This window comes from Gammaproteobacteria bacterium, assembly GCA_013817245.1.
Classification (GTDB): Bacteria; Pseudomonadota; Gammaproteobacteria; order HTCC5015; family HTCC5015; genus JACDDA01.
The window spans coordinates 346,624-370,693 of sequence record JACDDA010000001.1; the positions used below are offsets into that span (position 1 = coordinate 346,624).

Annotated in this window: 24 protein-coding genes; 2 read left to right on the forward strand and 22 right to left on the reverse strand. The window is 43.0% G+C overall.

What is annotated here, in order from left to right; translation table 11 throughout:
- Nucleotides 1-2: 2 nt before the first annotated feature.
- The 13 genes from csy3 to H0W44_01785 all read right to left on the reverse strand — a co-directional run bounded on the left by csy3 (nt 3) and on the right by H0W44_01785 (nt 14,987).
- The gene (csy3, locus tag H0W44_01725; protein MBA3581150.1) at nt 3-1,043 is read right to left on the reverse strand and encodes a type I-F CRISPR-associated protein Csy3; all 1,041 of its coding nucleotides are present in this window, start codon (nt 1,041-1,043) and stop codon (nt 3-5) included.
- 16 nt (nt 1,044-1,059) lie between these two features.
- A complete protein-coding gene (gene csy2 / locus H0W44_01730; protein ID MBA3581151.1) occupies nt 1,060-1,971 on the reverse strand; it encodes a type I-F CRISPR-associated protein Csy2 in 912 nt (303 codons plus the stop codon).
- Nucleotides 1,968-3,227, reverse strand: a complete 1,260-nt coding sequence (gene csy1 / locus H0W44_01735; protein ID MBA3581152.1) for a type I-F CRISPR-associated protein Csy1 — start codon at nt 3,225-3,227, stop codon at nt 1,968-1,970. Before csy1 ends, csy2 begins: the two co-directional genes overlap by 4 nt.
- Nucleotides 3,228-3,235: 8 nt before the next feature.
- On the reverse strand, nt 3,236-6,556 hold the full coding sequence (gene cas3f, locus H0W44_01740) for a type I-F CRISPR-associated helicase Cas3 (protein MBA3581153.1): 3,321 nt from the start codon (nt 6,554-6,556) through the stop codon (nt 3,236-3,238).
- Nucleotides 6,553-7,572, reverse strand: coding sequence for a type I-F CRISPR-associated endonuclease Cas1 (gene cas1f / locus H0W44_01745; protein ID MBA3581154.1), 1,020 nt, complete (start codon nt 7,570-7,572; stop codon nt 6,553-6,555). The genes cas3f and cas1f overlap by 4 nt, the downstream gene beginning before the upstream one ends.
- A 112-nt stretch (nt 7,573-7,684) precedes the next feature.
- Nucleotides 7,685-7,939 carry a hypothetical protein gene (locus H0W44_01750; GenBank protein MBA3581155.1) on the reverse strand — a complete coding sequence of 85 codons (255 nt, stop codon included), beginning with the start codon at nt 7,937-7,939 and terminating at the stop codon, nt 7,685-7,687.
- Between the two features lie 363 nt (nt 7,940-8,302).
- Complete coding sequence (locus H0W44_01755; protein MBA3581156.1) at nt 8,303-9,280, reverse strand: WYL domain-containing transcriptional regulator; 978 nt, start codon at nt 9,278-9,280, stop codon at nt 8,303-8,305.
- A 234-nt stretch (nt 9,281-9,514) separates the two neighbouring features.
- Entirely contained in the window at nt 9,515-10,687 is a 1,173-nt protein-coding gene (gene nhaA / locus H0W44_01760) for a Na+/H+ antiporter NhaA (GenBank protein MBA3581157.1), read from the reverse strand.
- Between the two features lie 22 nt (nt 10,688-10,709).
- Complete coding sequence (locus H0W44_01765) at nt 10,710-11,555, reverse strand: GGDEF domain-containing protein (GenBank protein MBA3581158.1); 846 nt, start codon at nt 11,553-11,555, stop codon at nt 10,710-10,712.
- 173 nt (nt 11,556-11,728) lie between these two features.
- A complete protein-coding gene (locus H0W44_01770; protein MBA3581159.1) occupies nt 11,729-12,613 on the reverse strand; it encodes a protoheme IX farnesyltransferase in 885 nt (294 codons plus the stop codon).
- Between the two features lie 4 nt (nt 12,614-12,617).
- Nucleotides 12,618-13,622 carry a COX15/CtaA family protein gene (locus tag H0W44_01775; GenBank protein ID MBA3581160.1) on the reverse strand — a complete coding sequence of 335 codons (1,005 nt, stop codon included), beginning with the start codon at nt 13,620-13,622 and terminating at the stop codon, nt 12,618-12,620.
- Nucleotides 13,623-13,625: 3 nt separating this feature from the next.
- Entirely contained in the window at nt 13,626-14,228 is a 603-nt protein-coding gene (locus H0W44_01780) for a hypothetical protein (protein ID MBA3581161.1), read from the reverse strand.
- 27 nt (nt 14,229-14,255) lie between these two features.
- The gene (locus H0W44_01785) at nt 14,256-14,987 is read right to left on the reverse strand and encodes an SURF1 family protein (GenBank protein MBA3581162.1); all 732 of its coding nucleotides are present in this window, start codon (nt 14,985-14,987) and stop codon (nt 14,256-14,258) included.
- A gap of 56 nt (nt 14,988-15,043) precedes the next feature.
- Between H0W44_01785 and H0W44_01790 the strand changes: the two genes are divergently transcribed.
- A complete protein-coding gene (locus H0W44_01790; protein ID MBA3581163.1) occupies nt 15,044-15,277 on the forward strand; it encodes a twin transmembrane helix small protein in 234 nt (77 codons plus the stop codon).
- A gap of 120 nt (nt 15,278-15,397) precedes the next feature.
- Here H0W44_01790 and H0W44_01795 read toward each other — a convergent pair whose 3' ends face one another.
- The 6 genes from H0W44_01795 to bioH all read right to left on the reverse strand — a co-directional run bounded on the left by H0W44_01795 (nt 15,398) and on the right by bioH (nt 21,316).
- Nucleotides 15,398-16,270: a cytochrome c oxidase subunit 3 gene (locus H0W44_01795; GenBank protein ID MBA3581164.1), complete on the reverse strand. Its 873-nt coding sequence runs from the start codon at nt 16,268-16,270 to the stop codon at nt 15,398-15,400.
- Nucleotides 16,271-16,318: 48 nt separating this feature from the next.
- A complete protein-coding gene (locus H0W44_01800; GenBank protein ID MBA3581165.1) occupies nt 16,319-16,870 on the reverse strand; it encodes a cytochrome c oxidase assembly protein in 552 nt (183 codons plus the stop codon).
- Nucleotides 16,871-16,876: 6 nt separating this feature from the next.
- The gene (gene ctaD / locus H0W44_01805; protein MBA3581166.1) at nt 16,877-18,475 is read right to left on the reverse strand and encodes a cytochrome c oxidase subunit I; all 1,599 of its coding nucleotides are present in this window, start codon (nt 18,473-18,475) and stop codon (nt 16,877-16,879) included.
- A gap of 49 nt (nt 18,476-18,524) precedes the next feature.
- The gene (gene coxB / locus H0W44_01810; protein ID MBA3581167.1) at nt 18,525-19,385 is read right to left on the reverse strand and encodes a cytochrome c oxidase subunit II; all 861 of its coding nucleotides are present in this window, start codon (nt 19,383-19,385) and stop codon (nt 18,525-18,527) included.
- Between the two features lie 264 nt (nt 19,386-19,649).
- Nucleotides 19,650-20,522, reverse strand: coding sequence for a methyltransferase domain-containing protein (locus H0W44_01815; protein MBA3581168.1), 873 nt, complete (start codon nt 20,520-20,522; stop codon nt 19,650-19,652).
- On the reverse strand, nt 20,519-21,316 hold the full coding sequence (bioH, locus tag H0W44_01820; GenBank protein ID MBA3581169.1) for a pimeloyl-ACP methyl ester esterase BioH: 798 nt from the start codon (nt 21,314-21,316) through the stop codon (nt 20,519-20,521). The genes H0W44_01815 and bioH overlap by 4 nt, the downstream gene beginning before the upstream one ends.
- A 94-nt stretch (nt 21,317-21,410) precedes the next feature.
- Here bioH and plsY point away from each other — a divergent pair, with 94 nt between their 5' ends.
- Nucleotides 21,411-22,061, forward strand: coding sequence for a glycerol-3-phosphate 1-O-acyltransferase PlsY (gene plsY, locus H0W44_01825; GenBank protein MBA3581170.1), 651 nt, complete (start codon nt 21,411-21,413; stop codon nt 22,059-22,061).
- Nucleotides 22,062-22,210: 149 nt separating this feature from the next.
- Here plsY and H0W44_01830 read toward each other — a convergent pair whose 3' ends face one another.
- The 3 genes from H0W44_01830 to H0W44_01840 all read right to left on the reverse strand — a co-directional run bounded on the left by H0W44_01830 (nt 22,211) and on the right by H0W44_01840 (nt 24,001).
- Nucleotides 22,211-22,354, reverse strand: coding sequence for a DUF3096 domain-containing protein (locus tag H0W44_01830; GenBank protein ID MBA3581171.1), 144 nt, complete (start codon nt 22,352-22,354; stop codon nt 22,211-22,213).
- A 737-nt stretch (nt 22,355-23,091) separates the two neighbouring features.
- On the reverse strand, nt 23,092-23,490 hold the full coding sequence (locus H0W44_01835; protein ID MBA3581172.1) for a GFA family protein: 399 nt from the start codon (nt 23,488-23,490) through the stop codon (nt 23,092-23,094).
- A 115-nt stretch (nt 23,491-23,605) separates the two neighbouring features.
- The gene (locus H0W44_01840) at nt 23,606-24,001 is read right to left on the reverse strand and encodes a VOC family protein (protein ID MBA3581173.1); all 396 of its coding nucleotides are present in this window, start codon (nt 23,999-24,001) and stop codon (nt 23,606-23,608) included.
- Nucleotides 24,002-24,070: the final 69 nt, after the last annotated feature.

The window sequence follows — 24,070 nt, forward strand, 5'->3', positions numbered from 1 at the left end:
GGCTAATCCTTGTCGCTTTCGCCAAAGACACCACCACGCACTAAAACCGCCATTACATAGTGCTCTTCATCTGTGTTAGCCAAAGTTTCACCACGAGCGTATTTATCAAAAAGCGTATAAAAGTCTGATTTGTTTTTTGGATTACGGTAGGCAACACCTAAATTGGTTACAGCACCATAAGGTTCTATTGCAATAGGGCCTGTTTCATTTTCTGAAAAGGCTGGGTACCAGGTATCAATAGTGCGAAGGGCATTGCCAATTTTTTGTGAGTGCATAGCGGCATTGTCATTTACTGCATAAAGAATCTTACTTTTCTTAGATTTACTATTACCTTTATCCATTACCAACTCTTCACTTGGATAAACTTCTTGTGCTTTGCCAACTTGTGCATATGCAGTGATTTCGAGCAGTAAAAAACGATCTCCCGATAATGCGCTTGCAATTTGGTCTGCCAATTCATTAATTTTTGAGTCACTATTATCAAAGCTGCGCAACGAAATTTTTGTGGCATCAAACTTCCAAGATAAATCTGAGCCACTGTTAAGAACCTTAACGCAGACTTCAATATTTTCAGCGCCGACACGATTGCGCCATAAAAAACGGCCGCTCGCTATGTTGATTGCGTAACGCTTTGCTAATTCGGTAAAGCTATATTTTTCGATGTAGGCTTTTGCAACAGCTGAATAACTTTTATGAAAATCAGCGTTATTGCAGGCCGATGGTTTAGCAACGCCACTTAGCACCTTCAACGTAAAAGTTAATTTAAGCGTATCTTGATCTTGGGCTAGAGCGCACACATCTACAGTTTGTAAATTCGGGCTTTCCACTTTTACATCTAATTTTGCGGGGTCGTCTTTTAAAGCTTTCGGCAAGCGATTGGAAATCGTACCGCGAACTGATTTTTCAATCAGTGCTAATGGCGTTGATTTTTCTGATCGCTTATCCCATGTCGTTCCATACATATAGCCATCGGAGGACACCAATTTTTTTTCAAACGCCAATACCGATGCCTTGCCAATTGTTTGCGATTCATTCTTTGCCATGATGTTGCTCCTGATTTTAAACGTTAAGGTTTTGAGTGATGGATAGTGATTGTTGACATAAGTAAAGATTGCTGAATTCATCGTAATGGTAGTGCCACAGCAATTCATCTAACGCATTCAGCCGATAGGGCATTACGAATTCACCGAGGGTTACAACAGCTTCTGCAAATCTATGCGGTGTTTCTGGGTCACGTTGATTCAAGGTTTCACCAGGAGGGATGAGTGGCGCTATGCCATGAAACCCAGTAGCAATTGGCACTAGCCAACCCGATGTTTTGCGCTTACTTGTCCAGGTTACCCTGCCTTCATCGTCTATTTCGCTACGATGCTTAATGCTTAAATAATCAAGCAATGCATCGAGTGCATCTTGCCCTTGTTGCATAGCTTCTATCATTAGTTCACGACGCTCTATTAATGCATAGCCGGGCATTAGTTGACGTTTAAGTTTTCGCTCTGATACTTCGTCGTCAATCACATGAAAATCGACGTTGCCGACAGATAATAAATCACCGCCCGCGAATTTTAAACCGCCTAATAATTGCAAATTAACTTGTTCTTGTAATTGGTTTTGAGTAAATGGATTGACGCCTTCGCACTCGATAATGAGCGAAACATCCAGATGGCAGCGGGCTTCTTCAATAAATGCAGAACGATTTCCATCCTTGTCTAATGGGTTGCCCGTGCCAATGATGGAATACACATAGTCGCCACGACCTTTGTAGGTTTGTAAATCAAGCCAATGGCAAACAACGCCTACTTTTGTGAAAAGTAAATCTTCAAAACCTGCCGTTATCAGTTTTCGCTGGAGTGCATGTACGGCGCCAAGCCATGCGGTTAATGCAGGAAAACCAATGGTGTAGGGGCTAGACAATGCATTCGCGTTTTGGATATGCAAATGCGGCAATAGCAAAATCCGCTTGATGCTCATAACAAGCCCTCCTTTTGTTCTTCGATAAGATAATAGACATGCATAAGCTCATCATCATTCAAGGCTAAGGCTTCGTTACCCAGCACTTTTTTATAAGCTAAAATAATCCAACGAGCGGCATTCTTTAGAAAAGCTTCTAACGCTTGGCCGTTCTCATCGCGCTCGTTTTGCCAGTGGTTATCAAGAATAATTTTCTGCACTTTTGGCAAGCTATCAAAGCGTTCGCGCAATGACCACCCCTTTTCATTTGCACGGATCTGCCAAATAATTCGTACTATGTCATCAAAAATACTTAACAGGATTTCATCGCGACGAGTTCGCACTTTCAGGTTATTGCGAGAATCAGTTAGGCACTTATGCAATAACTCAAAGTTAGCTTTGAATTGATTAGGCCATAAGCAGTTACTAAAAAAGTCTGTATTAGGTAAACGGATTTTTTCTGGCTTTAGGGTGGGTGGTATGCTTTGGAGTAAGTAGGCTTTACCACCGTATTGATTGTTCAGCACGCTGATATTTTGAGGTTTTGTACCGCCGTAACCAATCACGCCGAGGTTATAAATGTCGTCAAATCCCGTAATACTAATTTCATTTTTCTTGCGTTGTTCTTTTGCTTTGGTAATCACATCACCGAAACGCATCTCTTGTATACGGTTACGTAGCACATACATGATGCCCGATGGTGTGAGCACTGAAAGCTGATGATAGTCATTTAACACTGGAAAGAAGACCTGCTTAATTTTTGAGCTCGTAACGGAAGCGGGATCGCTTTCCTTCATTGCCATTAAGCCTAATCTTAATTCTTCATAGCTTGCAGTAGGAATACTCAATAAATTTTTGGCAAGCTCTGTTTCTTGCTCAATATGAGAAATTAGCTGTTTTCCATCAGAAAGCTCGATCGTTAAAAATTTGTACACATCTAGTGCAGCAGCATTTCCCAATGCATCAAGGTCGGCGCTGACATTGCCACTCCTAATGAACCCGTCTGTGCTGAAAGCGCCATTGGCAATAACAGTTGACGTCTTAGAATTTTTATTTTTCCTGCCACTAGGGTGACTAAATGTGCAGGGATGTGATGACATGGAAATTTGTCCTGCTCTTCTAGCGGCGTCTGGTAACCAGTTATTTATATTAAATTCTTCGTCTGCTTCTAAATGAACGCATTGAACATCATGCTCATCCATACCCTCAGTGATAATTTTCTTAAGGCTTTTGGTTTTTCTGTCATTTAAAAAATCTTGAATTTTACTATCTAACATATTTCCTCCTATTTAATTTCGGCTAACCCAGTTTGCGGGGAGTAACTAAATCTTTTGCTTCCATCTTCATTAACCGGAATTGAAATCTCACCAAATTTTGATGCGGCTTTTTTTACCGTTATACCAAACTTAGTGGCAGTGTGTTTCAAAATAATTTCGTAGTCTCGATGTAGCCATAATCTATTTTCTTTGATCGGGTGTAAATGATGACTAATTCCCTGCAATAGCTCGGCTTTGGCGAGGTTACCTTTTTTATCCTTCTCCATAAAAACATACTTTGTTTCGCGTTCATCCGGGTTAGGCATAAGGTATAAAATATGTGTGGGCCTGCTTGCACGAAATCGATTCAGTTGTTGGGGTAAAGCGGTAAGCCACCAGCATTGACTCAACCATCCCTCAAGGGCTTCTGGGCCTTTCGCGTTAAATTTTGTCAGTGAATTCGCGATTGCGATGTGCTCTAAATCATCAAGGCGATTATGTTGGTCTAATGTTTCTTGACGAGATATTCTCGGTGTTGCATTTATGCGTTCCTGAATAGATTTTTCATCGACTAGATCATTCAGCTTATGGCTATTTAATTTCAGTACGCTCGTCTCATATCCCGGATGGCAAAATGCTGGGGTACGATTTTTAAATTCTATATTTAATTGCTTAAAGCCTTTAAGGTTGTATTGCAGCAAAGCCATATTGCAGCTTGCGGGCTCAACATTGCGATGGCGCAACACCCTGCCTGCCAATTGAATAATTGAACGATAAGAGGATGGTTCGACTACTGCCCAATCAAAATCGTGATCGCGCCCTACTTCTTCCACCGGCGTTGCAACTAAAATATAAATAATATTTTTTGTTGTCGAATTTTTAAGTTGCTGCTTGATGTGCGGATGTTCGAACACGGCATCTGGCTTTTTTCTTTTCAGCACTTCATCCAAATGCTTTTCTTGTACGCTGCGCATCAACAGCACTTGTTGGCTATGGTAGGCCATCACCCTAACGTCGATATCATCAGGCCAAAGTGCATTCATCAAAAATTCAGTTAATGCTACGCAGGGCGTGATGTTGGCAACCCGTACTACACCAAACGATACCTGTTTTTTTGTGTTTAGATCTATTTGGTGATTATCGTTGTGCTTTTCAATAATTGACTGTTGTACGGTTTGGAAAAAAACATTCTGTAAGTTTTTTTCGTTTACATCGGATGGCAACGTGATAGATGCAATATTTGCTTTACGTTTAACGAGTTGTTGTGAAAGAGATTTCACGCGCTGTTCAATAAATACATGATGGAAGGCAAAGAAGCTTGCCTCGTTTCTCTCAGTCGCTTGCGATACGATGGTTTCAATTCGTACGCCATATTCGTCCACCCAAGCGCAGCCAATTTTTTGATTGACGTCACGGCTTTTGGCAAATAATTGCCAACCTTGTTGGTAGGCGTTGAAATATCCTAGCGCCAAATCTGGTGGAATGGTGGCAGAAGAAATCATGACTTTACGGCCAAGCATTCCTGCTAGATGCACTAGCCTTCCGATGGCGATTAAATCGCCGCCATCAAAATCATCAATTTCATCAATCACCAAATCGGACGACATTAAACGCAAGCATGGCAAAATGTAACGACCGCCACGTTTAGTTTCTGTTGCTGCCATAATATGGTCGATGGTGCATGCCAATACAGGAGCGTATAAAAATTGCCGATCCTTTTTGGTGATTAAAACAGTCGCCAAGCCTTCTTCTGGAATATTACCATCGTAATCAAATTCGCCTTCTAATAAGGTTTCCATAGATTCCGAGCCGAAATCCTCAGCAGAAATTTTTTCATCTTCTTTTTCCTGGTTCGCTTTATGAAGGTCGGCTACGGCTTTTGAGCCAATTAAAACCGCAAGCTCGGTTTCATCAAGCCCAATGCGTTGGCGGTATTCGTCACCTGTTTGCAAAGTCAGCGTACGCAGGCCAAGTGCTAAAATATAACGTAACTCATCTGCGGCAGGAGACAAAGCGCGCATAATTTTGGCATTGGCAAAAGTTTTACCGCAGCCTGTGCTGGCCATATTCACTGTAAAAAAACCAAAGTTATCATTTTGTTGTTTTGTTATTTCTGCTTCGCGCCATTGAGTAATTTTTGTGACCACTTTATCTTGCCAGCCGTATTCTTTAGGGCTTTTTTGCATTAAATTCTTAGTTGCGTGGGCGAAGGGTAATTCTTTTTCAAATGCCGGCAACCAATGCACCGTGTTTAATGCTTGCTTGGCAACGCCATGTAAATGTTCGTCTAATTTTTGTTTGAGTTGTTTTGTTTTTCTATCGGTATTTGCATAAATATTAAGCTGACTCTTCCAATTTTTATCAGCAGGCTTAGATGAATATAAATGGTCACCCAACATGAGTGATAAGCGAGCGTGATGCAAGACAATACGCCAAACGCCATTTTCTAAAGACTGACCCAGTAAAGGTTGCTCAGATAGCGCTTTCGCTGCCCATTTCTTTATTTGGCTCAACCATGCAGTAGATTCACTCAAAAGCCCCTGCGGAAAAGTCAGACAATCATTTACATTGACTGTGCTGCTTAAATTCTCATAGCCAAAAGTCTGATCTAAGTTTGCAAAAAGATCATGATATCTAGCCAATGGAGCACCATTGAACTGCTTTTGTAGTTGCGTCGATTTATCTTTATTACTATCGCCTGGCAACGGAAGTCGATGGTGCGTTAATATCAACCAAGCCACCATGCTTGCGAGCGGAGGCAATTTACGTAATGGTGTTTTAATTGCATTTTTTGCCAGAGATTGCTTAAGGGATTCCTCGTTTATTTTTCCTTCGACTAAGCGGCTCAACCATTGTTCATCTGTTTCGGCACCATTAATAAATGCATGCAACAACAGGCATGAAACCCATTCATGACGAAGTGGATCGCCCAATGCTTTATTCACAGTAAGTTTGCTTATAAAGCATGATGAAGCCTTACCCCAGTCATGAAATAACGCTGCAAGTGCCGCACATACTTTAATCAACGGCAAGTAGTGCCAATGACTCTCAAGCATTTTTATTTCATTTTTTGTGCTATTCACCGGCACTCTACCTATTTCATCAAATTGATTTTTGTTGCCGACCACCCATAAAAATTCACTTCGTGAACGACTGCGTATCCAATGACACGAAACGGCCGTACTTTTGCTCGCTGTTTGACGTAGCATTTTTTTTACGGTTTGTAAGCCATCTTCAGTAATGACGGTTTGCCAAGTATTGTCGCCAATACGATCTGCAAAAGCGTCGAGTACTCTTCGCGTTTTTTTGAGTGCATTTTTCTGGCATTGGGATACAAAGGTGACCATCATAATGCTGTTGCCGTTTCGTCATCATTTATATCAACAGCGTACTCAATATCTGCTATGGCATTTTCTTCTGGCTTGCCTCGTAGTGCTAATGCTTTAACTTGATCAAACATGAAATCTAATGCTTTGTGCTGCGCAAACGACAGCAAACACTGTTGACGGAATTCTTGCTCGGTGGCGTTTTCTTTTGCGCAGATGAAAGCCCAAGGTAGAACGATGGCATCTTTAATCAGATCAGCTATATCGAATACTAAAGCACCGCGCCGCGTTTTGCCGTGCATCACTGCGAATCCATGCGGAATTCCAAGCACCCACAAAGTGCATGCGGCTAAACCATAGGCTAAATAATTACCGTGATTTAAAAAAGCATTCGCTTTGTCTATGCCTTCATGTTGGCGCACAAAGTCGGTGTGTTTAGTTCTGTGGGCAGCGTATTTATAGAGGGTTTTTGTTAGTTGTGCTTCTATAAGTAACGCTTCGTTCACGTTTGTGGCGGAATTTAATCGTTGGCTAAAGTTTTCTAGTGCCGTTTTAATAGCACTGTCCTCTACATCAAATCCCTCTGCTTTTAGATCGCGGTCTTTTTGCCATACGTGTACTAAATATTCGATGCGCGTTTTTTGTAATGTTTTGGCTGCAATCAATCGTTGTGCGTCATCAAACCAAAATGATAACCAACCTTGTACATATTGTGTTGGACGATATTCGCTTTGCGGCGTCATCCATTCAATTTCGCAGCCCATATATAAAGGTGTACCACCACCACTACAAAAACCAATGAGCACACCTGCTTTTGCTAGCATGCGTACTGCTGCTTGTGTGATAGACGTGCCGGCGCCCAACATGACAACCGTCGTGTTGGCAATAGGGATATTCCAATATTGATTTTCGTGTTTAGCCTCTTTTAGATAAAGTACGCGCCCATCTTTTTGCATGACGCGACAATGTTCCAAATAATAAAGATTGGCACGCTTGGAGTGCAGTATGGCTTTTAAATCAGAGGGAGAAAAATCATCCATAAAATATTTTATTTTTTATACTCATATAAAATTTTCATTTCATTCTTTGAGAATTTTTTATTTCTTCCATCATCATATCAATGCTTTCCGATTGTCTATTTTCATAAATAACCTAATGAGGCTGCTCAAGCGCAGCTTCAAACACTATGCGATAGCATTCTTGGCGCTTCTTTTTAACCTGTTCAAGCCCATATGGTTCAATACCACTGGACAGCCCCAGGTAGGTTTCACCCCATATTTCATAGCTGGTGTTATCACTAAACATTAAAATCAATTGTTTTTGAGGTCTAACTTTATCAGCGTTACTTTCGCGCACCCCAATTGCGGAAGTAGTTTTTCCCAGCATAACTTCTGGTGATCCACGCATGGTTTTTCCTTTATTTAAGAGATTACGTTTTTTATCTACTCATTTATCATCTAGAACAGGATGTTCAAACACTACTTTCATTCTGTTGCCACCATAATCTTTTGCTTGCTCTCGCGTCATTTGATCGTGAGCGCTGATCCTTATTTCGCCTATTTGATTTGCATACAGCTCATAAAATTAGCTGTTTTCCAGTTCCAAAAATATTTGGCAGGATGGATATCCGTCTTGGGTATTTTGTTTGACGATAATACTTTTTATGGTATGGCCTACTAGTTGTGCAAACTTGCTATCGCTCATTGTATTTCTCCATTTTCCTTATCTAGACTCTAGCAAGCATCACTGCCAAATCCTGTCAGGGGCTTTTTAAGTGGCATATATTTTTTCCGCTGCGCGTAGTTTTTCGGCAACGGCGGCTCGCAGATCAGGCGGGCTTATCACTTCTACTTCTGCGCCGTATTTCAGGATATCCATTATTAGCTCGGTTGCGTGATGATAAGGTAGATGCAATTCATAACTGCCATCGGCTAACTGTGTGCCTTTTTGATCGGGGTGCCATTGTTCCTGTGCAACCCAACGCGCTCGATAGGCGTTAAATTTGAGGACTGCCGTGCGCGTTGCTTCGCCCGCAAAGAGGCCATAAGCCGTTGCGTAATGTCGGTGAAGTTTTTCAGGAGGGATTTGGTGGGCTGCATGTTGGCTCGCGGTTACTTGCTGAATACCGTCAAGCGCAAAGATTCGTAATTCATTTGCTGTGTGGCAATAGGCGTCGAGATACCAGTTGTCTCTGTAAAAGACTAGCTGTTGTGGCGAGATAGTGCGTGTTTTCGTTTCATTGTTGCTCTTGCTGTAATACACAACCTGAAGTTGCTGCTGTTTATTAATGCTATTAATCACGGCTTTATACGCGGCATCATTATAAGTGCGTCGCCCCATGCTTAAGATATGAATACGTTCGGTGAGATTTTGACTGCCACCGATTTTTTTATTAGCGAGTATTTTTTGTATGCGTTGAACCAGTTTTTGTATGTCTGTATTTAACAGACCGGCTTGCACGCGCTCTAATATGAAATGCGCCATAGACAGGCCTTCTAGTTCAGCTTGGCTCATCCATACGCCAGGGAGTTCGTAGTTGTCTTGTTGTTTTGTGTTGTAATAATAGCCGCCGCGTTCGGTGTTTAATTCTATTGGCGCGCCGAATTTATCACGCAGCTCTTCGTTAACGAGACGATAAGCATGTCGTTCTGAGCATTCTAGCTCTTCTTGTATCTCATTAAGAGAAACGGGCGTACGGCGTTCTTTGAATAATTGATGCAGCTTATAAATTTTTTCGATACTGCCCATGCCAAACGTCCTGTTTTTATAATATTAACGCTAATTACGTTACAGCTAACAACGTACGTTATTTTACTAGAGGCAGTATAAGGGAGCTTGCTTAACAAAATAAATTATTTGCTGACCATTGAGCCGAGCAAGAAAACGTTTTATCGGTCAGTATGTGTCATAAAAATGACACTTTGCTGTCAGCAAATAAAAATTGGATGATGTTTGTGGGTTGTATTTATTTTTTTATTTCTGTCAAGCGTCTATCGACGGCTGCGCAAAATATCGCAACACGATATACCCCAATACTCCTGCTGCAAATGAACCTACCAACACGCCTAAACGTACCGCGGCGGTGTGCGCTGGATCTGAAAACGCAAGGCTGCCGATAAACAAGCTCATTGTAAAACCAATGCCACACAATAAAGCGATGCCGTAAAGTTGTAACCAATTTGCATCTTTGGGTAGTTGTGAAATACCTAATTTAATGGCGGCCCATGAAAAAATAAATATGCCGAATTGTTTGCCCAAAAATAAACCGAGCATAATGCCTAATGGAATACTGCTGGTTAATTCTCCAAGTCCCACGTGTTTTAGATCTACGCCAGCATTCACAAATGCAAATAAGGGCATAATGCCAAAGGCAACCCACGGCACTAATGAATGCATGAGTTTGCCTGCTATTTTATTACCTTCCGAATCTTTTAATGGAATAGCAAACCCTAAAATAACGCCGGCTAAGGTTGCGTGTACGCCGGATTTTAATACGCATACCCATAACACGACACCCACCATAATATAAGCTGCGATGCGTGTAACTTTGTAAAAATTAAGTATTAATAAAACGCCGCAACATGCGCCCGCAAGTGCTAACGATAACCAAGAAAGATTGTCGGTATAAAACATGGCGATAATAATGATGGCGCCTAAATCATCAATCACCGCAAGCAACAACAAAAATGTTTTTAAGGCTACAGGTACCCGTGCTCCTAATAGCGCGACAATGGCTAAAGCAAACGCGATATCGGTCGCGGTTGGGATCGCCCATCCATTGATGGCTGTCGCATCGCTTTGGTTAAACCAAACATAAATAAGTGCTGGACATAACATGCCGCCAATTGCGCCCATCAACGGTAACGATGCTTGCGACCAATGCGCGAGATGACCTTCGAGAAATTCGTGTTTGATTTCTAGGCTGATAGTTAAAAAGAAAATGGCCATCAGTCCGTCGTTAATCCACAGGAACAATGGTTTTGCTAGGTGTAAATCACCCAGCCGGATTTCTAGGGGCGTTGTTAATAACGCGTTATATAAAACATCCGCGCTGGTATTGCTCATTAATAAGGCGATAACTGCCGCGAACAACAAGACAACGCCACTAGCGGCTTCGAGTCGGAAAAAATTTCCTATGCTTTTTACAAATAACACACGATTGCTCTTTCTTAAAAGACTAACGATAGATCATGTATTCCACTGCGTTTTTATCAGCTGATTTGACGCTATGCATCAGTTGATCCGCAGTTTTTAACATGGCATCTACACTTTCAGGTGGGGTTTGAAATGTTACTGCACCAATACTAAAAGTGACAGGCCAGCTATTGGCTATCATTTTATCAAGCATGATGCGTTGTAATTTTGGCATAACATCACGCGCAGCGTCGGTGTTGGTAGCGGGCAATAAAATAGCGAATTCATCACCACCCATTCGTGCAACTGTATCACTCGCGCGTAAATTACTTTGAATGGCATTAATTACTTCTTTTAATACTTTGTCACCGACGCTATGACCTTCTTTATCGTTGATTTGTTGAAAATTATCAATGTCGATATAAGCCACGGTGAATGGCATTTTATAACGTTCTGCGCGTTTGATTTCGTGCTCAGCAATGTCCCACAAGGCGCGTGAGTTTGCGGCACCCGTTAAAAAATCAGTACGAGCTAATTTGCTTTCTTTTTCGTAGCCTTTTTTCAAGTTAATCAATAATACAATCACGAGCACTAACACTAAAAATTGCAGGCTTGCATTCCAAAAACTAGTGAATGTTTGTGCATGTGTTTCACCCGCAAGGGTATTAACGAGATGCCAGATAAAAACGCTGGTTAATGCAATTATTAAACTGGGGTAGCGGCCTAAGCACCACGTGGCATAGGAAACAGGAATAAGATAGAGAGGCGCGAATGCCGATTCATAGCCCGTTTTGTAATCCAACCAAGCAAATAAAGAAATACAGACGATGATATTTAGCAGATGTAACCAAACTGGCCATTTCTGTATTTTTTCAAGCAGCGGATGCATTTTCAAATCCTTTTACGTTGGTTACTTGTGCGTTACTGGTTCACTACTGGTTCACTTCGGGTATGAGCGATGACGTACTGACAACATAAAACACCGCGCTACCGCTGGCAAGGTTTATTGAATTATTTCGATGCGCGGCGGCATAACTGCTCTGGCGTGCAGCTCTTTAAGACTTAAACAAACCCTAGAGAATAAGGAAAATAATGGTCTATTAATAAGAAGGCAAATAACAACATCAAATAGGTAATGGAAAAAACAAAGGTTTGCATGGCTAAGCGATCATCTTTAGTTTTTTGTAGTTTAAAGACCATGTACAAAAATCGTGCATTCAACAAACTGACGCCTGCTAAATAAATAAGCCCGGTCATGCCTACCACGTAGGGCAATAAGGTCACTAATACTAATAAAATAGTGTAAAGCGTAATGTGCAAGCGCGTGAAATCGGCGCCATGTGTTACTGGCAACATAGGAATATTAACGCGCGCATATTCTTCGCGTTTATTCACTGCTAACGCCCAAAAGTGCGGTGGTGTCCAAATAAAGATGATTAAAAATAATAATAATGAATGCGGGTGAATTTCGTTAGTGATCGCGACCCAACCCAATATCGGCGGCATGGCCCCTGCAGCACCGCCAATCACAATATTTTGCGGAGTGGCGCGTTTCAGATACAAGGTGTAAATCACCGCGTAGCCGATCATTGACGCAAACGTTAATAAGGCGGTTAAGACATTCACCCAAATAATTAATGTCAGCATAGATAAAACCGCCAACGTTAAAGCAAATATAAATACTGCGCGGGTTGATAATTGACCTTGGGGTAATGGACGATCTTTAGTGCGTGCCATTTCGGCATCTGCATGTCTATCAATTAAATGATTTAGCGCGGCAGCAGATGCGGCGGCTAGCCAAATGCCAATACTGCCGAAAATAGCAGGCTGCCATGCAACCCAACCCGGCGTTGATAACAACATACCCACAATTGCGGTGAACACAATAAGCGCTACTACACCTGGCTTGGTTAGTTGGTAATATTGTTTGAGCGAATTATTTAACATGTTTTTATCGAGTAGTCGCTGGGCTGCGAATAAAATATAAAGCCGTGATAATGGTTAGCAACAATAAAGCGGCAACACCGTTATGCGCTGTAGCAACTGACAATGGCAAACCAAATAACACGTTACTAATACCTAACGTTATTTGTAAAAACAACATCGCTAACATCGCAACGCCGGTAATAGTAATAATTTTTCGGCCCTGCGCATGACGCAACAAGGTAATTGCCATCGCACTGATAGCTAAAAATGTAATCACCGCGCCAATGCGATGACTTAAATGAATGGCGACGCGTGCGGGGCCTTCCAATACACCGCCTTCATAATCAATGCCTAAACCACGCCATAAAATAAACGCATCATTAAAATGCATATCCGGCCACCATTGCTGATTGCATTGTGGAAAACCGTAACACGCTAATGCAGCGTAATTTGTACTCGTCCAACCGCCTAAAAATATTTGCGCCAATAAGATAAACAATACTAACCATAAAGCACGGCGCCATTGCGGTTGCACTATTTGTCCAGCGACGCCGACGGTATAACGCAAACACAACCACCACAATAAACTTAAAGTAGCTAAACCACCGAACAAATGTGCGGTAACAATAACAGGCTTCACCAACAAGGTGACTGTCCACATGCCAAGCAAACCTTGAAAGATGACTAATCCCAACAATAGCAACGGCAATGTTTGACTAACGCCAGCACGGCGTTGACGCCATGCCACTATATTAATCATCACGATCAACAAACCTAAAGTACTCGCACAATAGCGATGAATCATTTCTTTCCAGGCTTTTGCTGCGACTACAGGTCGATCGGGATAATGCAGCGCGGCTGTAGCTATTTCTTCAGTAGTCTTAGGGACATCAAGATGCCCATAACACCCCGGCCAATCAGGACAACCTAAACCAGCATGCGATAAGCGCACATACGCACCTAACACGATGACAACTAATGTCAAAATAGTGGCCGCCCATGTTAATCGTTGCAGTAAAACCATTTTCATACATTAACCAATCTTAGAAATTTTCAACAGTTTATTAAGATCTTTTAAAATATCGCGTGGATTAATTGTTGGGGCAAACTGCATCATTAAATTTGCGTGCGGATCAATCAGTAATATTTGATCTTGCAAAGGGATATTTAGGATTTTAAGTTGTTGCCATAACGTTTGATCTGCCGGCGCAATCATGATTTTCAAATCGGCATGCTGTTTTAATATTTCCGATAACCCAACCAGCTGTTGGGTATTTTGCAACAACAATACTCGCTGCACTCTTTCCGTTTCTTTATTTAATGCTATGCGAATTTGTCTAGTGTTATACAAATTTTTCTGACATACCTCGGCGCACTCACCTACCACCGGAATCATAATCGTCCAATGCCCGGTTAGATTTGCCAAAGTTAAATTTTCATTTGTCGCATTCGTTGCGTTAAATTCTTTTAATGGTTGCGCCGGATTAATTAATTCACCATGGTTAGTCGTCCCCCATGGTTTTCCTGGCGCAGTATTTAAATACAAATACCAAGCGCCAAACATAGGCGCCGAAAATAAAGCAAATAATAAAACTACGGTACGGTTACTGGTTTTTTTGTTAGTAATGTCATTCATAACAATGATTACACCTTAGAATTAATTTCAGTTACAGGCCGAGTGCTTACAATAAAAAAAAACAACTAACATAATAAGCGTAAATAAAAACCATTGCGCAGCATAGCTGTAATTACTTAATGGGCCTTTAACTACAGGGCGCCAGTGTGGCTGCAAGATACTAGCAGAATCATTTTTGCTCTCTATCACAAACAGTGCAGGATAAAATGATGTTCCTATCCGCTCGGCCAATAAAGCTAGATCAATATATTGTATCACTCGCGGCCATTGTGCATTGCTATCGATCGCTCCCAAACGAAAGCCTTTTTCAATGCGCGTTATGCGCGCCTGTATGACTTGTCTGCCGGTGGGCGGATCAATCGCGGCGAGAGGTGATCGCTGCGCGTTCGCTTGTACCCAACCACGATTAACTAACACGACACCATCAATCGTTTGCAACGGTGTTAACACATCAAAGCCGATACGGCCATCCAACATTTGATTATCTAATAAAAATTGCTGCGGCAAATAAATGCCTTGTAGTGTTACGCGCTGCAACCATAGGTTTGATGGTTTCTTTTGCATGTCAAACATGATCACCGGCGCATGTAATGCCTGCTCTGCTTGTGCCAATACTTTAGATTTATAAGCGGCGCGCTCTAATTGCCAAACGCTTAACCGCAACATGCCGCCTGCAGCTAATAGCACCAGCAAAATTACCCACCAGCGACTACTAAATGCTCGGCCACCGATTACAAATTGAACGGCATGCTTAGGCATGCAATTCACTGCTGTTTACGTTAAGCTCATCGCTCTTTATTTGACGGTGATTCATCATGACTCTGATCATTATCGCGGTATTGGCCTTGATCGTATTGAATTTATTCATCGGCTTATTTTACTTACTCACAGATCACGGCAAAACTAAACGCAACGTCAACGCCTTAACGTGGCGGATCGGGCTTACCGCTGCGCTGTTAGTATTTTTGGTAGTCGCATTTGTATTCGGCTGGATAAAACCACATGGCGTAATGCCGCAACAAACACAAACACAAACACAAACATCTTAAAACATTTTATTAAAGAATTTTACCCATTTTATAGGGTTCATAAAAAACGCTGCTCAAGGCAGCGCTTTTTATTTTATGAATTAATAGAGCCTGCCTTGTTTAACGCAAAAAATAAACGCCTTACAAGCAATACACAAAAATGAACAACCCAAACCATACTACGTCAACAAAATGCCAATACCAAGCAGCGGCTTCAAAAGCAAAATGTTTTTCTGGTGTGAAATGCCCTTTAATGCAGCGCACTAAAATAACAGCCAACATGATCGCGCCTATGGTTACATGCGCGCCGTGAAAACCCGTTAACATATAAAAAGTTGAACCATAGATACCACTAGCCATGGTTAAGTTCAATTCGTGGTATGCGTGAATATATTCATACGCTTGAAAACCAATAAATGCAAAACCGAGCAATACAGTTAACGCTAAACCCGCGATCAATTGACGACGGTGTCCAGCCTTTAATGCATGATGCGCCCAAGTAATCGTGGCGCCCGATGTCACTAATATAATAGTATTTAATAATGGGATGCCCATAGCGCCCATCGCTTCATATTGGCCACCAATTTTGCCAGGACCATTCGATGGCCAGACATTACTAAACTGCGGCCATAACCATTCATTGGTCGCAACACCTGAGCCTTCACCGCCTAACCAAGGCAAAGACAAGGTACGCGCATAATATAAAGCGCCAAAAAAAGCAGCGAAGAACATCACTTCAGAAAAGATGAACCAAAACATTCCCCAACGAAATGAAATGTCTACTTGCGCGCTGTACATTTGCTTTTCGCTTTCGCGAATGACGGTACCAAACCACCCAATCATCATGAACAACGTTATCGCTAAACCTGCCCACATCGCTATCGCACCAACGGAATGGCCATTTAATAAAATCGAAAAGCCACCTAATAAAGTGGTAAGTCCAACAGAACCAAAAATAGGCCACCAGTTAGTGGAATGCGGAATGTAATAATGATCTGAATGTGCCTGCGACATAAGTTGCTGTCTCCAGTAAATGTTTAAAACGCTTGTAACTATGTTAGATCAACGTTTTTCGGTGATATCAAAAAACGTGTAAGACAAAATCACTGTATCAATATTAGCGGGCAATTTAGGATCTATCACAAATCGCACTGGCATTTCTTTTTCTTCATCAATCTTAAAAGGTTGCCGAGTAAAACAAAAACATTCGGTCTTGCTAAAATATAAAGAAGCGGCCGCAGGCGATACACTCGGTGATGCTTGCGCAATTAAATCTCTACCGCTGCGATTTTTAGCGCGAAACAAAGTGCTCCGTGGCTCACCTAATTTCACCGTTACCGTCGTTTCTTCAGGCGCAAAATCTATAGGCGCACTGTTGGCAACATTCGCAGTAAATTTTACCTGCACTTCACGGCCCACTTGCCCTTGCGCAGCATCAACTGATTGCGCACGCGCTTCATTTAAGCCGCTGGTATTGCCATTCAAACCCGTGATATCACAAATCACGCTATATAAAGGTACTAACAAATAACCAAAACCAAACATCGCTACCGCAACGAGCAGCAAACGCGTAACCGTTTTACGGGCGGCTTGCTGCACATTGACGTTAGTCATAAAAATTTAACCGTGCGTTTCCGCTTCAATCACTTTCTGGCTAGGTGCTGTTTCAAACGTATGATAAGGCGCGGGTGATGGAACAGACCATTCTAAACCTTTGGCACCTTCCCACACGCGATCGGTAGCTTTAGGGCCGCCGCGCACACACTTAATCACAATCCACACTAACAAGAGTTGCGAGAAGCCAAAAAGAAATGCGCCGATGCTTGCGACTTGATTGAAGTCTGCAAATTGTACTGCATAGTCAGGAATACGACGTGGCATGCCCGCTAACCCTACAAAATGCATTGGGAAAAATGTAATGTTCATGCCGATCACTGACAACCAAAAATGGGTTTTACCCAAGGTTTCGTTGTACATATGGCCGGTCCATTTCGGTAACCAATAATAAACCGCCGCCATGATAGCGAAGACTGCGCCGGGCACTAATACATAATGAAAATGCGCAACGACGAAATACGTATCGTGATATTGAAAATCAACTGGGGTGATGGCTAACATCAAACCGGAAAAACCACCAATCGTAAACAACACCACAAAACCTAAAGAAAATAACATCGGCGTTTCAAATGTCATGGAGCCTTGCCAAATAGTTGCAACCCAATTGAATACTTTTACGCCCGTGGGAATTGCAATCAACATGGTGGCAAACATAAAAAATAATTCACCGGCCAACGGCATGCCGACCGTGAACATGTGATGCGCCCAAACAATGAATGATAAAAATGCAATCGACGCTGTCGCGTAGACCATCGAGGCGTAGCCAAACAATGGTTTACGAGCAAACGTAGGCAGAATCTGCGACACAATACCAAACGCAGGCAAAATCAAAATGTAAACTTCAGGATGACCGAAAAACCAAAATATGTGTTGAAACAATACTGGATCACCACCACCGGCGGCACTAAAGAAACTAGTACCGAAAAATTTATCGGTTAACAGCATCGTCACTGCACCGGCTAAGACCGGCATAACTGCAATTAACAAATACGCAGTAATCAACCAAGTCCATACGAATAAAGGCATGCGCATTAACGTTAAACCTGGCGCACGCATATTCAAAATAGTTGCGATGACATTAATTGCACCCATGATGGAAGAGATACCCATTAAATGCACAGAGAAAATCGCAAACGGTAAAGCATCACCGGTTTGTAATACCAACGGCGGATACAAAGTCCAACCACCGGCTGGTGCGCCGCCATCCATAAATAAAGTTGATAACAACATAGCGAACGCAAATGGCAGAATCCAGAACGACCAGTTGTTCATACGCGGTAGCGCCATATCGGGCGCACCAATCATCATGGGGATCATCCAGTTAGCCAAGCCTACAAACGCTGGCATGACGCCACCAAAAATCATTACTAGCGCATGCATCGTGGTCATAGAATTGAAAAATTGCGGATTCACCATTTGCATACCGGGCTGAAATAATTCAGCACGAATAATCAGCGCCATAATGCCGCCGATAAAAAACATAATTAAACTGAACCACAAATACAAACTACCAATGTCTTTATGATTAGTAGTGGTAAGCCAACGCACTAAACCGCGCGGTTGGTGGTGATCGTGATGGTCGTGTGCTGCTGCAGTGCTCATATACTGTCCCCTAATCCAAATAATGGGTCAAAAATCGGGTTAAACAAATTTACTGTGGGGTTGCTGCGTTAAGTGCAACCGTAGACGTTGGGGCTGAAGCGTTGGCTATTTGGGTAGGATTTTTTTGTTGTTCAATCCATAACTTAAATTCCGCTTCGCTTACTGCTTTTACAACAATCGGCATGAAGCCATGATCTTTACCGCAAAGCTCAGCGCATTGACCACGATAAATGCCTTCTTTATCAATCTTGGTCCAGACTTCATTTACAAAACCTGGAATCGCATCTTTTTTCACAGCTAAATCAGGCACCCACCACGCGTGAATAACATCATTGGCGGTAATTAAGAAACGAATTTTTTTACCCACTGGCAAGACGAGTTGATTATCGACGTTCAATAAATAATTCGGTACTGATTTAGGGTCTAAACCCGATTTTACTTGGCGCACTGTATTACTTTCATTGTCTAAGCGGCTGTAGAGCGAGACGCCTTGATCGACATATTCATAACCCCACATCCATTGATAGCCAGTGATCTTAACGGTCATATCAGCGTTGCGCGTATCTTCCATTTTGATCAGCATTTTGGCGGCAGGAATTGCCATCGCAATCAAAATAAAGAAAGGAATAATGGTCCAGATAATTTCCACTGTATGGCTTTCATGAAACGTCGCTGGTTTAACGCCGCGTGATTTACGATGTAAATAGATAGAGGCAAACATAACGCCAAACACACCCACACCAATCACTACACAGATCCAAAAAATAATCATGTGTAACTCATACACTTCATTACTGATCTGCGTTACACCACGGGGCATATTCACGGCCCAGTCTGCCAAAACAGGTTGCGCTATCAATACCAATAACGCGCAAAACAATCCCTGTAGGGCGGCTTTCAATCTGTGCATGTGTTACTCCTCACCTAAAATCTAAAATTAAGCGTCAATATCATGGGTGATGCAACGTGATGAACTCGTTTGCACGCATGAAAACTTACTTACCAAACAATTCTTTGCCGCAGCTCGGCTTAAAAACCTACAACAGAATGTCGTCGCAAGCTTAGGCCGGGGCAAGCCAGTCAGAGACAACCGGCCGCACTGTGCGGGCGCGATTGTACCTTAAAGTTGTAGGGGAATAGAACTGACTAAAGCAACTGTATGAGAGTTGAGTTCCTAAGGAATTCGCGCATACGCATAAGCAATCTGCCAAGTGGCCTGATATTGACCATTTACCAAGGGGTAAGCGCGTGCCAATTGTTGCTTAATATTACGTGGCAACGTGCGTTGCGCAGTAGATTCGGCTAATTCGCTCATTACCACCGTATTGGCGCCAATCGTCCGTAGCTCTAGCAATAATTGATCGACCGTCTCGTAATAAGTGTGTTCGGTGCGCAATTGCCACTGTATTTCGGCAAATCCCGCTTGTTCTAACTGCGCCTGCAATTCAACTTGCGGCAGACAACTATTCACATGTCTGCCCGCATCCACGTGTTGCCAAGCCTGATTTAATTCCGCCAGCGTGCCGGGTAAAAAAGTCGCAAACGCTAACACGCCATCACTTTGTAAGACCCGCGCACACTGTTTAAATACCTGCGCTATATCCGCACACCATTGAAACGCTAAGCTTGAAGCGGCGATCGAAAAACTTTTAGCGGCCAACGGCAAGCTTTGCGCATCCGCACAAACCAACGCCGTAGCCGGCAATTCTGCACGCAAACACTGCAACATGGCGGGCGCTAAATCTACCGCGACACACTGCGCATGAGGATAATGCTGTTGTAATAAGTTGCTGACAAAACCAGTGCCCGCGCCAATATCTAATAATCGATTCACTGATTGATCTACTGATTGATCTTCTAATCGATCCACCAATTGATCCACCAATTGATCGCTTGGCCGCTGCCGCCGAGCATGCTCAGCATTATAATTTTGCAAGCCATGCACTAAAACTTCCGCTACGTGTTTTTGTAAATGTGCGGCAGCGGCATAACGAGGTGCGGCACGATTAAAAGCGCTGCGAATACGCGCTTGTTGCAAAGAATTCACGCCTTAACCTCGCTGATAACATTACCCATAATATTAGAAGGCCAAATGCTGCGCCAAAAATCCAAACACTGTTGTGGATGCGAAATAAACGGCGCATGACCGCTACGGGGCACCACATAAATATTGGCTTGCGCATTTAACTGCTGCAAAGCAAGCGCCGCTTTAGCGGGCACAATGCCATCTTTCTCGCCCAACAAACACGAGGCAGGGCATTGCAAATTTTGCCACGCTGCGCGCACATCGCTATTTCTTAATATATGCAAGCCCGCGGTTAAGGCTTCTAAACTGGGCTCACCACCTGCAGTTAATGCGGTATTTAAATCCTGTATTAAAATTTTGATGTGCTCCTCGCCTAGTGCTTGCAACGCTAAAAAATCGCGCATGGTTTTACGATAATCCGTGCGTAACGACGTCGCAAAATTATCTAATGCAACTTCACGCATAGCGTCAGGCCAATCACTGCGTCGTACAAAACACGGCGTGCTCGCAATTAAATCAACACGGTTTGCGCTATAACCACTTGCACATAAATCTAAGGCCACTAAACCACCTAAAGACCACGCTAATAATTGCGCATTTTCAGGAATAATTTCACGCAGCGCTTGCGACCAATCACGCAACGTTAGACCCGGTAAATAATGTCGATTAAAACCATGTCCCGGTAAATCCACACAATGCACGCGGTAGCGGGTTTGCAGTAAAGGTAAGAGCGGCGCCCAAACGGCGCTGTTCATGCTCCAGCCATGCAATAAAACTAAATCAGGCCCAGCGCCATACACTTTTTTAGTTAACATAGAATGCGCGCGTCGCGATTCACAAGCCAAGCAGGATGCGCTTGGCTACAATGCGACTTTGTTTGATTGTCTTTAACTGATTGCATAAAACCACATGACTAATTTATTGCCTTTTACAAGTAACGGCTCGACTTCCATCACACTGCTCGCGTTAGAACTAGTCGCTATTTTTGTGAGCGCCTATTTTTGCGGTTCTATTTCGGCTGCCATTATTGTCTGTCGCTTAATGGGTTTGCCTGATCCGCGTATCACTGGCTCAAATAATCCGGGCGCAACCAATGTTTTGCGCATCGGTAATAAAACGGCGGCCATTATCACACTGCTAGGTGATGCACTGAAAGGTTTCTTGCCTGTCTTTATCGTCGCGTATGGTTTTGATTTAGATGCGAAATATGTAAGCGCCGCGGCCTTAGGTGCATTTTTGGGACATTTATACCCGGTGTTTTTTGGCTTTAAAGGCGGCAAAGGTGTCGCCACTGCGTTTGGTATTGCCTACGGATTAAACCTTTGGCTAGGTTTAGCGGCCAGCGGCACTTGGTTGTTGATGGCGGTTAGTTTTCGCTATTCTTCTTTAGCCGCTTTAACCACTTTCTTCTTTTTACCTATTTATTGTTATCTATTCCTGGGCTCCACTCTGATGGTTGCGAGTATGAGTTTAATTTCTTTGCTTTTGTTTTATCGTCATCGCAGCAATATTCGTAATTTATTAAACGGTCAAGAAAGTCGGATTGGCCAAAAAAAATAATGTTTATTGATGGGTATCGCGTTGCTCAACCCATCCTACGCGCTGTGTCCGCGACTGTTGCTGCTAAAAATCCGCTGTTAAAGCGGATCTATGCTGCCGTCCTTGTGTATCGCGATCGTCGTAGCGGAGGTTTGCTGCAACAAGCGGTGCTATATGCGCAGACCAAACAACTGAATCAAACCGACGACAATCAAGTAAATGGCCACCACGTAGTTCAGAAGCTTGGGCATCATGAGGATGAGTACGCCGGCCAGAATGGAGAGTATGGGGATGAGTTCGATATGCAGGTTCATGGTGATTTTGATCTCGGTGGTTGGAGGTTCCTCAGTGTGCCATTACGTTGTCTGAATAGCGATTGAATCCGCCCGAAATAAAAGGGGAAAAGGTGGAGTGGCAGAAAATGGGATGGGCACAAGAAAAGAGAAAATGAGTCTGAGGCTCCCCCACTAAAACGAATTTTCAGGATGATTCCCGACCAATCGAACCATTCATGACAACCACATGAATTTTTGGCACAGAGGTGCATCAGGGTTTTTATTGTCATTCAACAATGCTACAAAGCGCACTGCTTTAATTTATAGATGTCATTGATTCATCGAAAACATCGGCATAACTTAATGCCGATGAAAAAAAGAATGTTGGTATTAACAATAGTTTATATTGATGTTTGATCATAGCGCGTAGGATGGGTTGAGCAACGCGATACCCATCATCATGCGCCCCTGTCACTCCACTCTCCCAAACTACAACTCCCGATTCATTTCTAAAAAACTTTTTCGTATCTAATTACAAATTAAAGAATAAGCCCGATCGTGGACTCTTTACACATGTCCGGTTTTTTCAAAGCCATGCTGATCGTCGCAATACACCCACAGGATCGATTAATAATGCATTACAACGATTCGCGAAGTTAACTTGCAAAGAAATAAATTCCCCTTTGAATAAGCCCGTCGCTCTTGCGTCACATTTAAGCAACGATTTTTTTATCAATGGGTATCGCGTTGCTCAACCCATCCTACACGCTGGAAACTCAACTTTTCGGAGCATACTGCTCAAAGACCTGCTGCCCCGTCATTTTATGTGTCTCGTTCTTAAGCTCGTAGTAGCCGGGCTTTTCATCGAAAAATATTTCGTTCGTCAATTGAAATTCCTGATCCTGGAAGATGCCAGCAGGTAATATGAATTCATCACTTGGAAGCAAGTGATAGAATAAATGCGTCCCACAGATTGAACAAAATCCACGCTCGGCCCAATCAGATGAACGATAAATCGATGGCTCGGCGCCGCTAAACTCAACAGCGTTTCCGCAATGCACAGCAAACATCGGGCCTCCAGACCAACGCCTGCACATAGAACAATGACAAAGTCCTACTTCCTTGCATTCATTCGCCGCGACTTCTATCGAGCCGCAAAGACATTTCCCTTTCATAGCTTCTCCTCTAGATAAAGCAGCGCGTACGCCAAACTTACCCGACCCGAACGCGCGTAATGGCTTGCACTTCAACATCATTACTCAGTGCACTGAAAAAGCATCGCCATTTTCCTTATTTCATGGAGTGAAATCCAATTAAGTTGCCTTCAGTATCCTTAGCCAGCGCGCAGAAACCGTGCTCACCGATGGGTGTTTTTTCTTGGAATAAACTGCCCCCGTGCGCTGCCGCTCGCGCGACCTGCACAGCGCAATCATCACATCCAAAATAAACCAGAGTGCCACCACCGCCAGGAGTAAAGCCGTCCATTTTGACCAGCATACCGCCTGCACCGTAGCTGCTCATCCCGGACTCTTTGTCCATAGGAAAACACCACATATCCATCGCCACATCAGGAATCGGACTGGGCATATGTTCAAGCCGAGTTTCAAGCACGGCCTCATAAAATGCTTTGGCACGCGTCATGTCTTGCACGTAAATCTCGAAATGAACAACTGTGTTGGTTTTCATCGTACTTCTCCTGCGGGTGACTTGTGATGATGTTTAATGAAGGTGTAGAAAGCGTGTAGGATGAGTTGA

Coding starts and splice junctions, on each gene's coding strand:
- csy3 (MBA3581150.1), bottom strand. CDS start 1,043: ATGGCAAAGAATGAATCGCAAACAATTGGCAAGGCATCGGTATTGGCG.
- csy2 (MBA3581151.1), bottom strand. CDS start 1,971: ATGAGCATCAAGCGGATTTTGCTATTGCCGCATTTGCATATCCAAAAC.
- csy1 (MBA3581152.1), bottom strand. CDS start 3,227: ATGTTAGATAGTAAAATTCAAGATTTTTTAAATGACAGAAAAACCAAA.
- cas3f (MBA3581153.1), bottom strand. CDS start 6,556: ATGATGGTCACCTTTGTATCCCAATGCCAGAAAAATGCACTCAAAAAA.
- cas1f (MBA3581154.1), bottom strand. CDS start 7,572: ATGGATGATTTTTCTCCCTCTGATTTAAAAGCCATACTGCACTCCAAG.
- H0W44_01750 (MBA3581155.1), bottom strand. CDS start 7,939: ATGCGTGGATCACCAGAAGTTATGCTGGGAAAAACTACTTCCGCAATT.
- H0W44_01755 (MBA3581156.1), bottom strand. CDS start 9,280: ATGGGCAGTATCGAAAAAATTTATAAGCTGCATCAATTATTCAAAGAA.
- H0W44_01765 (MBA3581158.1), bottom strand. CDS start 11,555: ATGCATCCGCTGCTTGAAAAAATACAGAAATGGCCAGTTTGGTTACAT.
- H0W44_01770 (MBA3581159.1), bottom strand. CDS start 12,613: ATGTTAAATAATTCGCTCAAACAATATTACCAACTAACCAAGCCAGGT.
- H0W44_01775 (MBA3581160.1), bottom strand. CDS start 13,622: ATGAAAATGGTTTTACTGCAACGATTAACATGGGCGGCCACTATTTTG.
- H0W44_01780 (MBA3581161.1), bottom strand. CDS start 14,228: ATGAATGACATTACTAACAAAAAAACCAGTAACCGTACCGTAGTTTTA.
- H0W44_01785 (MBA3581162.1), bottom strand. CDS start 14,987: ATGCCTAAGCATGCCGTTCAATTTGTAATCGGTGGCCGAGCATTTAGT.
- H0W44_01790 (MBA3581163.1), top strand. CDS start 15,044: ATGACTCTGATCATTATCGCGGTATTGGCCTTGATCGTATTGAATTTA.
- H0W44_01795 (MBA3581164.1), bottom strand. CDS start 16,270: ATGTCGCAGGCACATTCAGATCATTATTACATTCCGCATTCCACTAAC.
- H0W44_01800 (MBA3581165.1), bottom strand. CDS start 16,870: ATGACTAACGTCAATGTGCAGCAAGCCGCCCGTAAAACGGTTACGCGT.
- ctaD (MBA3581166.1), bottom strand. CDS start 18,475: ATGAGCACTGCAGCAGCACACGACCATCACGATCACCACCAACCGCGC.
- coxB (MBA3581167.1), bottom strand. CDS start 19,385: ATGCACAGATTGAAAGCCGCCCTACAGGGATTGTTTTGCGCGTTATTG.
- bioH (MBA3581169.1), bottom strand. CDS start 21,316: ATGTTAACTAAAAAAGTGTATGGCGCTGGGCCTGATTTAGTTTTATTG.
- plsY (MBA3581170.1), top strand. CDS start 21,411: ATGACTAATTTATTGCCTTTTACAAGTAACGGCTCGACTTCCATCACA.
- H0W44_01830 (MBA3581171.1), bottom strand. CDS start 22,354: ATGAACCTGCATATCGAACTCATCCCCATACTCTCCATTCTGGCCGGC.
- H0W44_01835 (MBA3581172.1), bottom strand. CDS start 23,490: ATGAAAGGGAAATGTCTTTGCGGCTCGATAGAAGTCGCGGCGAATGAA.
- H0W44_01840 (MBA3581173.1), bottom strand. CDS start 24,001: ATGAAAACCAACACAGTTGTTCATTTCGAGATTTACGTGCAAGACATG.